This window comes from Clostridium sp. CCUG 7971, assembly GCF_017590215.1.
In the GTDB taxonomy this organism is placed as follows: Bacteria; Bacillota; Clostridia; order Peptostreptococcales; family Peptostreptococcaceae; genus Faecalimicrobium.
Genome location: NZ_JAFFPK010000065.1, coordinates 70,579 through 77,778, shown reverse-complemented (window position 1 = coordinate 77,778; position 7,200 = coordinate 70,579). Strand labels below are relative to the sequence as shown.

Genomic DNA, 7,200 nt, shown 5'->3' with positions numbered 1-7,200 from the left:
AATGAGCATTATAAATTTATAATGCTCATTTTTTATTAATATTCTTTTTCTAATTTATCTACTAAGTCACTAAATACTTTTAGTGCTTCCTCTACTGCTTCTTTTTTCTCCATGTCAACTCCAGCATCTTTTAGTTGTTTTAATGGATATTCAGATCCTCCACTTTTTAAGAATCCTAAGTATCTATCAACTGCCACTTGGCCTTCTTTTAATATTTGTTGACTTAATGCACTTGCAGCAGAGAATCCTGTTGCATATTTGTAAACGTAGAAATTTGAATAGAAATGTGGTATTCTAGCCCACTCTAATCCTATTTGTTCATCTACCTTAACAGAATTTCCATAATATTTTTTATTTAAATCATAGTATATAGATGTAAATTCTTCAGCTGTTAGCGGCTCTCCAGATTCTACTTTTTCGTGAGTTAATTTTTCAAACTCTCCAAACATAGTTTGTCTATATACAGTAGTTCTAAATTGTTCTAAATAATAGTTTAATAGATAAATTCTTTCTTCTTTAGAATTAGAATTTTCTAATAAATAGTTTATTAGCAACTGCTCATTTAATGTAGATGCAACTTCTGCAACAAATATTTTGTAGCTAGAGTATAAGAAAGGCTGACTACTTCTAGAATAGTAACTGTGTAGTGAATGACCTAATTCATGTATTAAAGTAAATAAAGAATTTAAATCATCTTTATAACTCATTAGTATATATGGATTAGAATCGTAACTTCCCCATGAATAAGCTCCACCTTGTTTTCCTTCATTTTCATAAACATCTATCCATCCATCTTCAAAAGCTTTCTTTATTATGCTTGAATATTCTTCACCTAAAGGCTTCAATGCATTTAATATAATCTCTTGAGCTTTTTCATATGGTATTTTCATATCAAATTTATCAGTTAGTGGAACATATAAATCATACATATGTATCTCATCTAACCCTAAGAATTTTTTCTTAAGATCTACATATTTATTTAAAGTACTTAAATTTTCATCCACTGCAGCTATAAGATTATTATATACATCTACACTTATATCATCTTGGAATAATGATGCTTGCAGTGCAGATTCATATTTTCTTATTTTGGCATAGAATATTTCTGCCTTTATTCCACCATAAAGAGTTGCTGCAAAAGTATTTTTATACTTATCATATATTGAATACATTGCTTCAAATGCATCTTTTCTTACTCTTGCATCCTTACTTCTAAGGAAAGTTGAGAAGTTAGAATCTGTTAATCTTACTTTTTCATGATTTTCATCCTCTATCTCTGGAAACTCTAAATCTGCAAATGCTAACATATCGTATACGTTTTCAGGAACTCCAGATAAATCTGCAGTTGCAGCTAGTATTTCTTCTTCTCTTTCATTTAATGTATGAGGCTTTTCTCTTAAAATATCATCTATATGTTTTTTATAAAATGATAATTTATCATCATTTAAATACTCATTTAATTTATTACTATCTATCGCTATTATTTCTGGAACCATATACGACGAAGCCATAGATAATTCTGTTGATAGCATATCTGTCTTCGTCGCTATCCCTTGATTAGCATTTATTCTAGTATCTTCATGTTGCTTCATATGAGTATATACATATAGATTTTGTAATAGTTGAGAAGCTTTTTCTGAAATACTTAAAGCCTCGTATAGGTTTTCCTTACTGTCAGCTAATTTTCCCTTAAATTCTTTTACCTTAGATATGAATCCTTTTACTTTTTCTATATCACTTTCTATAGCTTCTTTATTTGGATACATTCTTTCTATTTTCCATTTATACTTTTCTTCTATATTCTTTCTATCTACTCCCATAATTTCACTCCTTTAAAAAATTATAAAAATTTACTTAGGTCAAACTTAGAGATTAAATTCTTTGAAGCATATATTAAGGAAATCTATATTTTAATAATAAAAAATAAAATTTCCTATAAGCTATAAAACGGCTACTAGTATTGCTCCTTCTGATGTAAATGTTCCCATTATCGGACCTATACTTGCTATTAACACTTCTTTAAAATTAGCATTTGCTTCTACAGTTTGCTTAATTTTAAAAGCCTTTTCTTGACAATTTGCATGAGCTATTATAACAGTTTTTTCGTTTGAATCTTTTACATTATTTTGTACATATTCAAGGGCTTTCTTTAAACTATTACCTCCACCTCTTGCTTTGTCTATAGGTTTAACTAATCCCTCTTCTATTTTTATGATTACTTTGAAATTTAATGCATTCATCAGTTTCCCAGCAATTGGATTTACTCTTCCACCTTTTATAGCATTTTCTAAAGTATCTAACGCTCCAAAGAAAACAATGTCTTCTTTAAATTTATCTATTGCATCTAGGATCTCATCCATAGTTTTTCCATTTTCTATTAATTCATTACATTTTAATATCATTAAGGCAACGCCAATAGAACCACTTTGGCTATCTATAACTTCGATTCTTTTATGTGGATTTTCTTCTAAGTACATATTTTTAGCTAAAACAGCATTACTATATGTACTTGATAATTTTGATGTTAAAGTAAATACTAATAATTCGTCTTCTTCGCAATTATAAAGTTCTATAAATCTATCAGGAGAAGGACTTGATGTTTTAGGTAACTCCTTACATCCTCTCATTTTGTTGTAAAAAGTTTCTTCATCTATCTCTACCCCACCAATATAACTTTCTTCTCCAAAAGCAACATTGATACCTACTATACCTGGGTTTACTCTATCCAAAATTTCCTTAGGAAAATCACACGAACCATCTGTTATTATTCTTATATTTTTTTTCATTTATACACCTCAATTTTAATTCTAGTTAGTTATCTTCTATTTTATATTATTTTAATGCAAATAATCTACATTTATTATGTTTTTTGACATATTTAGTTCTTTTACTAGTTCTTCCATCATAATTCTCCTATCATAAACTATAAAAAAACTTAATTTAAAATATTGTCCATCTTCATCTTCTATATCTATATTTTTAACATCAATTTGAGATTTTGCGAATTTGGCGTATAATACTGATACCATATTTATATTATCTACCGTTACATTAAATATAGTCTGTTTTTTTCTAAATAAAATTTTATCTATATTTTTTAATATATAAAGGGTTATCATAACAAATAGCCATGCTGATATGCTTAAAACGTAATATCCATATCCAATTGCTATTCCTATACATGCAGTTGCCCATATCCCAGCTGCTGTAGTTAATCCTCTTATACCATTTGAAGTTTTTAAAATTGCACCGGCACCTAAAAATCCTATACCTGATAATACTTGTGCCGTTAACCTAGTGGGGTCAAAGCTTGCATATGAATTATAATCAAAGAATAGAGATAACGATGTTATAGAAGTAATACATGATCCTACTGCTACTAAAATATGAGTCCTAAATCCAGCAAATTGATGTGATTTTTCTCTTTCTAATCCTGTCAATCCCCCTATTATAAGCGCTATTAATAATCTTATTATTATTTCCTTGTTAGTTATAATATAAATCCACCCCCCTATAAAAAAATTTACTTTCATTGTATATGTTGATTAAAATTCTTAAATTAATTGATTATACTTTTATGTAATCTTATATAATAAAAGAGCTAAATTTATAGCTCTTTTTCATCATTGTTAATTTTATTGTTTATTATATTTATATGAGTAGGATACGCTATATGAACATTATTTTTCTTAAATATAATAAGTATTTGTAATTTAACTTCTTTAAGAGCTAAAAAATAGTTATGTGATTCTACTACTCCAGTTATAGTATATTGAGCTCCTATTGGATTTTTTTCTATATCTGTTACTCCGTATACACTAAAAGGACTCATTGGTTCTTGTAGCGATGATTTATATAAATACTTTTCATAATCTTTATTCATCGTGTTACAAACTTCCTCTAATGTATTTATTACTTTAATAGGATCTTCTTCATAAGATACTCTAACGTGTACTACTACTCTCATTTTGTTTTTGCTATAATTTCTTATGCTCGCTATATTTCCATTTGCGATAGTTATCCTTCTTAAGTCCCAATCCCTTAAGCTAATGCTTCTAAGCCCAATTTCTTCTACTCTACCTCTAAATTCCTCATTAAGTACAATAAAGTCTCCAACCTGAACTTGCTTTTCAAATAATATAAAAAAACCATTGAAAATATCTTTTAATATACTTTGAGATGCTACCCCAGCTATTAAACCAACTATACTAGCTCCTGTAACTAATGATCCAAATTTTGTAACGTCCATTATTTGAAACTCTCTAAGTATCAATATTATACTAATTGTAAATATTATATAGTATGATATTGACATTAATACACTAGATAGTGTGTTTTCATATCTTACATCAAATTTAGTAATTTTAAATATCTTATTTATTAAGTATTGTATAAGCTTCAATAATATATATGAAAATATAATGATTATAATGGAATTTATAATTCTAACTAACATAATAAAATTCACCTTTATCTAATTATTTAGATATTTTATTAATTCTTATCTAGTTATTTTAATATTCTCAGTTTACGAATAAGATATGCATTTACATATTTATTTTTAAATGTAAAAAAACCCACATATGTGGGCTTACTTACTACTTAAAATCATATACTTATTTATTAGTGTATCTATTTTATTGCTTGAGTCAACCAATTCATCCTTAAATATCTCTGGATATTCTATATATGTATTGATTTCTTCCCTAAGTGTTTCAATTTCCTTTTTTAATGCCTCTAATTCTCTATTCGCCATAATAATCACCATAGTTACAAAATTGTATGCTTTATGTCTTTATATTAACAAATTTCATCAGTCTTTGTCAATACAAAATCCTCTACTATTCCCATAAATTCAAGCATCCTACGCAATATACAGTATACAATTAATATGCTATATAATTAATTTTATATACTAATTATATATAGTTCAATTTCTTACATTCTGTTGACATAGAAATTGTTTACTGCTATACTCTTATTGATAATGAATTTCATTAGGAGGTATTAATGATGACTGTTTACGATTTAAGGGTTGGCCAAAAAGGTAATATTAATAAAATATATGGAAATGAAAAATTAGCAAAAAGATTACTTGCTTTAGGATGTATAGACAATACAGAAATAGAGGTTAAAAAAATTGCTCCTCTAGGGGATCCTATATTAGTTAGATTCAGAGGTTTTGATCTTGCTATTAGAAAATCTGATGCTAAGAATATTTCTTTAAAATAAGGGGGAAAAAAATGATTAACGTAGCGTTACTAGGTAACCCTAATGTAGGTAAAACTACTGTCTTCAATATATTAACAGGTTCAAATCAATATGTTGGAAACTGGCCAGGTGTTACTATAGAAAAAAAAGAAGGTTTTATTGGTAAGGATATAAAAGTTATCGACTTACCTGGTATATATGCAATGGATACATTCTCTAATGAAGAAAAGGTATCTAAGTCTTTTTTAGAAAATGGAAATGTTGATTTAATTTTAAACATTGTAGATGCTTCTAACTTAGATAGAAACTTATATTTAACTACACAACTTATGCAATATAACAAACCAATAGTATTATTACTGAATATGGTTGATGTTGCTAAGTCTAAAGGTATAAATATTGATGCTAAAAAATTAGAAAGAGAATTAGGCGTTAAAGTTATTCCTGTAGTAGCTAAGAAAAAAGAAGGTTTTGATAATATAACTTCTGATATAAAATCAGCTTTATCATATAACTGTAACTATAGAAGAGACTTTGGAAACGAAGTTAATACTTATAAAGAAATAGAGAAAATACTAGAAAATTCCATGGAATCAAATTTTAAAAATAAAAAATCTTTAAGTGATAGGATAGATAATGTAGTTTTAAATCCTATATTAGCTTACCCAATATTTATAGCGGCATTATTACTTTTATTCAAATTCACATTTGATTGGGTAGGTGGACCTCTTCAAGAACTAACTGAAAATTTAATAGATACCTATCTAGCTGGACCTATAGGTGATTTATTAGCAAATTCTAGCCCTTGGTTCCATTCTTTAATAGTAGATGGAATAATAGGTGGGTTAGGGGGAGCATTACCATTCTTCCCATTAATATTTGTTTTATTCTTAGGTATGTCGTTCTTTGAAGATTGTGGTTATATGGCAAGAACAGCATTCTTAATGGATAATATAATGAAAAAAGTAGGTTTATCTGGTAAAGCATTCATCCCTATGATATTAGGCCTTGGATGTGCATCTCCAGCTATAATGGCTACTAGAACTTTAGAAAGTGAAAAAGATAGAAAAATAACTGCACTTATATCTCCACTTATGACTTGCGGCGCTAAATTACCAGTTTATGCATTATTTGTTAGAATATTCTTCCCAAAAAATGCACCTGTGGTAACTACTTCACTTTACTTATTAGGTATAGTTGTTGCTATACTAGTAGCTTTAGTATTAAATAAAACAGCGTATAAAACAGAGGTTGAGCCATTTGTTTTAGAACTTCCACAATATAATTTACCATCATTAAGTAGTTTATTAAAGAATACTTGGAGTAAAGCTAAGGGATTCTTAGTAAAAGTTTGTACTATAATGTTTGCGATGTCAGTTGTTATATGGGCATTATCTTATTTTAACTTCTCAGGATTTACTGAAAATATAGATGAGAGTTTCTTAGCTTCTATCGGTGGGTTTATAGCTCCAATATTTGCTCCATTAGGATTTGGAGATTGGAGAGCTGGTGTTTCTATATTAACTGGTATAAGTGCTAAAGAAGTTGTCATAACTACTATGGAAGTTGTTTATGGTAATGTGGATACTGTTTTACCTACTTTATTTACTGCTGTATCTGCTTATGGATTCTTAGCTTTCTCAGCTTTATATACTCCATGTATAGCTGCTCTTTCTACGATGAGAAAAGAGTATGGAAGTAAAATGATGATTATATCTGCAACTTACCAATTTGCAATAGCTTGGGTAGTAGCATTTATAATTAAGGTTGTTGGTTCATTAGTATTTGAAGGTGCTCATATATCTTCTGCAATAGAATTAGTTGTTGGAGGATTAATAGTAGCTATAGCACTTACAATACTTTATAGAAATATTAAATCAAAAAATAATGGTTGCTCTAGCTGTTCAGGATGCTCTAGTCAGTCTTCTTGTTCTAGCCAAAAAGCAAAATAATATAAAAAGATGGGATTTTTGTTATCCCATCTTTTTT

The 7,200-nt window shown here is 28.1% G+C and carries 7 protein-coding genes; 2 read left to right on the top strand and 5 right to left on the bottom strand.

Features of this window, described 5'->3' with window-relative positions:
* Nucleotides 1–35: 35 nt before the first annotated feature.
* The 5 genes from pepF to JWF52_RS09275 form a co-directional block, all read right to left on the bottom strand.
* Complete coding sequence (pepF, locus tag JWF52_RS09295) at nucleotides 36–1,820, bottom strand: oligoendopeptidase F (protein ID WP_208333292.1); 1,785 nt, start codon at nucleotides 1,818–1,820, stop codon at nucleotides 36–38.
* Nucleotides 1,821–1,940: 120 nt separating this feature from the next.
* Nucleotides 1,941–2,786: a DegV family protein gene (locus JWF52_RS09290; RefSeq protein ID WP_208333291.1), complete on the bottom strand. Its 846-nt coding sequence runs from the start codon at nucleotides 2,784–2,786 to the stop codon at nucleotides 1,941–1,943.
* 51 nt (nucleotides 2,787–2,837) lie between these two features.
* Nucleotides 2,838–3,533, bottom strand: a complete 696-nt coding sequence (locus JWF52_RS09285; RefSeq protein WP_286184076.1) for an MgtC/SapB family protein — start codon at nucleotides 3,531–3,533, stop codon at nucleotides 2,838–2,840.
* Between the two features lie 74 nt (nucleotides 3,534–3,607).
* Nucleotides 3,608–4,456 carry a mechanosensitive ion channel family protein gene (locus tag JWF52_RS09280; RefSeq protein WP_208333290.1) on the bottom strand — a complete coding sequence of 283 codons (849 nt, stop codon included), beginning with the start codon at nucleotides 4,454–4,456 and terminating at the stop codon, nucleotides 3,608–3,610.
* Between the two features lie 135 nt (nucleotides 4,457–4,591).
* Complete coding sequence (locus JWF52_RS09275) at nucleotides 4,592–4,756, bottom strand: aspartyl-phosphate phosphatase Spo0E family protein (RefSeq protein ID WP_208333289.1); 165 nt, start codon at nucleotides 4,754–4,756, stop codon at nucleotides 4,592–4,594.
* Between the two features lie 257 nt (nucleotides 4,757–5,013).
* Between JWF52_RS09275 and JWF52_RS09270 the strand changes: the two genes are divergently transcribed.
* Entirely contained in the window at nucleotides 5,014–5,232 is a 219-nt protein-coding gene (locus tag JWF52_RS09270; protein WP_208333297.1) for a FeoA family protein, read from the top strand.
* Nucleotides 5,233–5,243: 11 nt separating this feature from the next.
* Complete coding sequence (gene feoB / locus JWF52_RS09265) at nucleotides 5,244–7,163, top strand: ferrous iron transport protein B (protein ID WP_208333288.1); 1,920 nt, start codon at nucleotides 5,244–5,246, stop codon at nucleotides 7,161–7,163.
* Nucleotides 7,164–7,200: the final 37 nt, after the last annotated feature.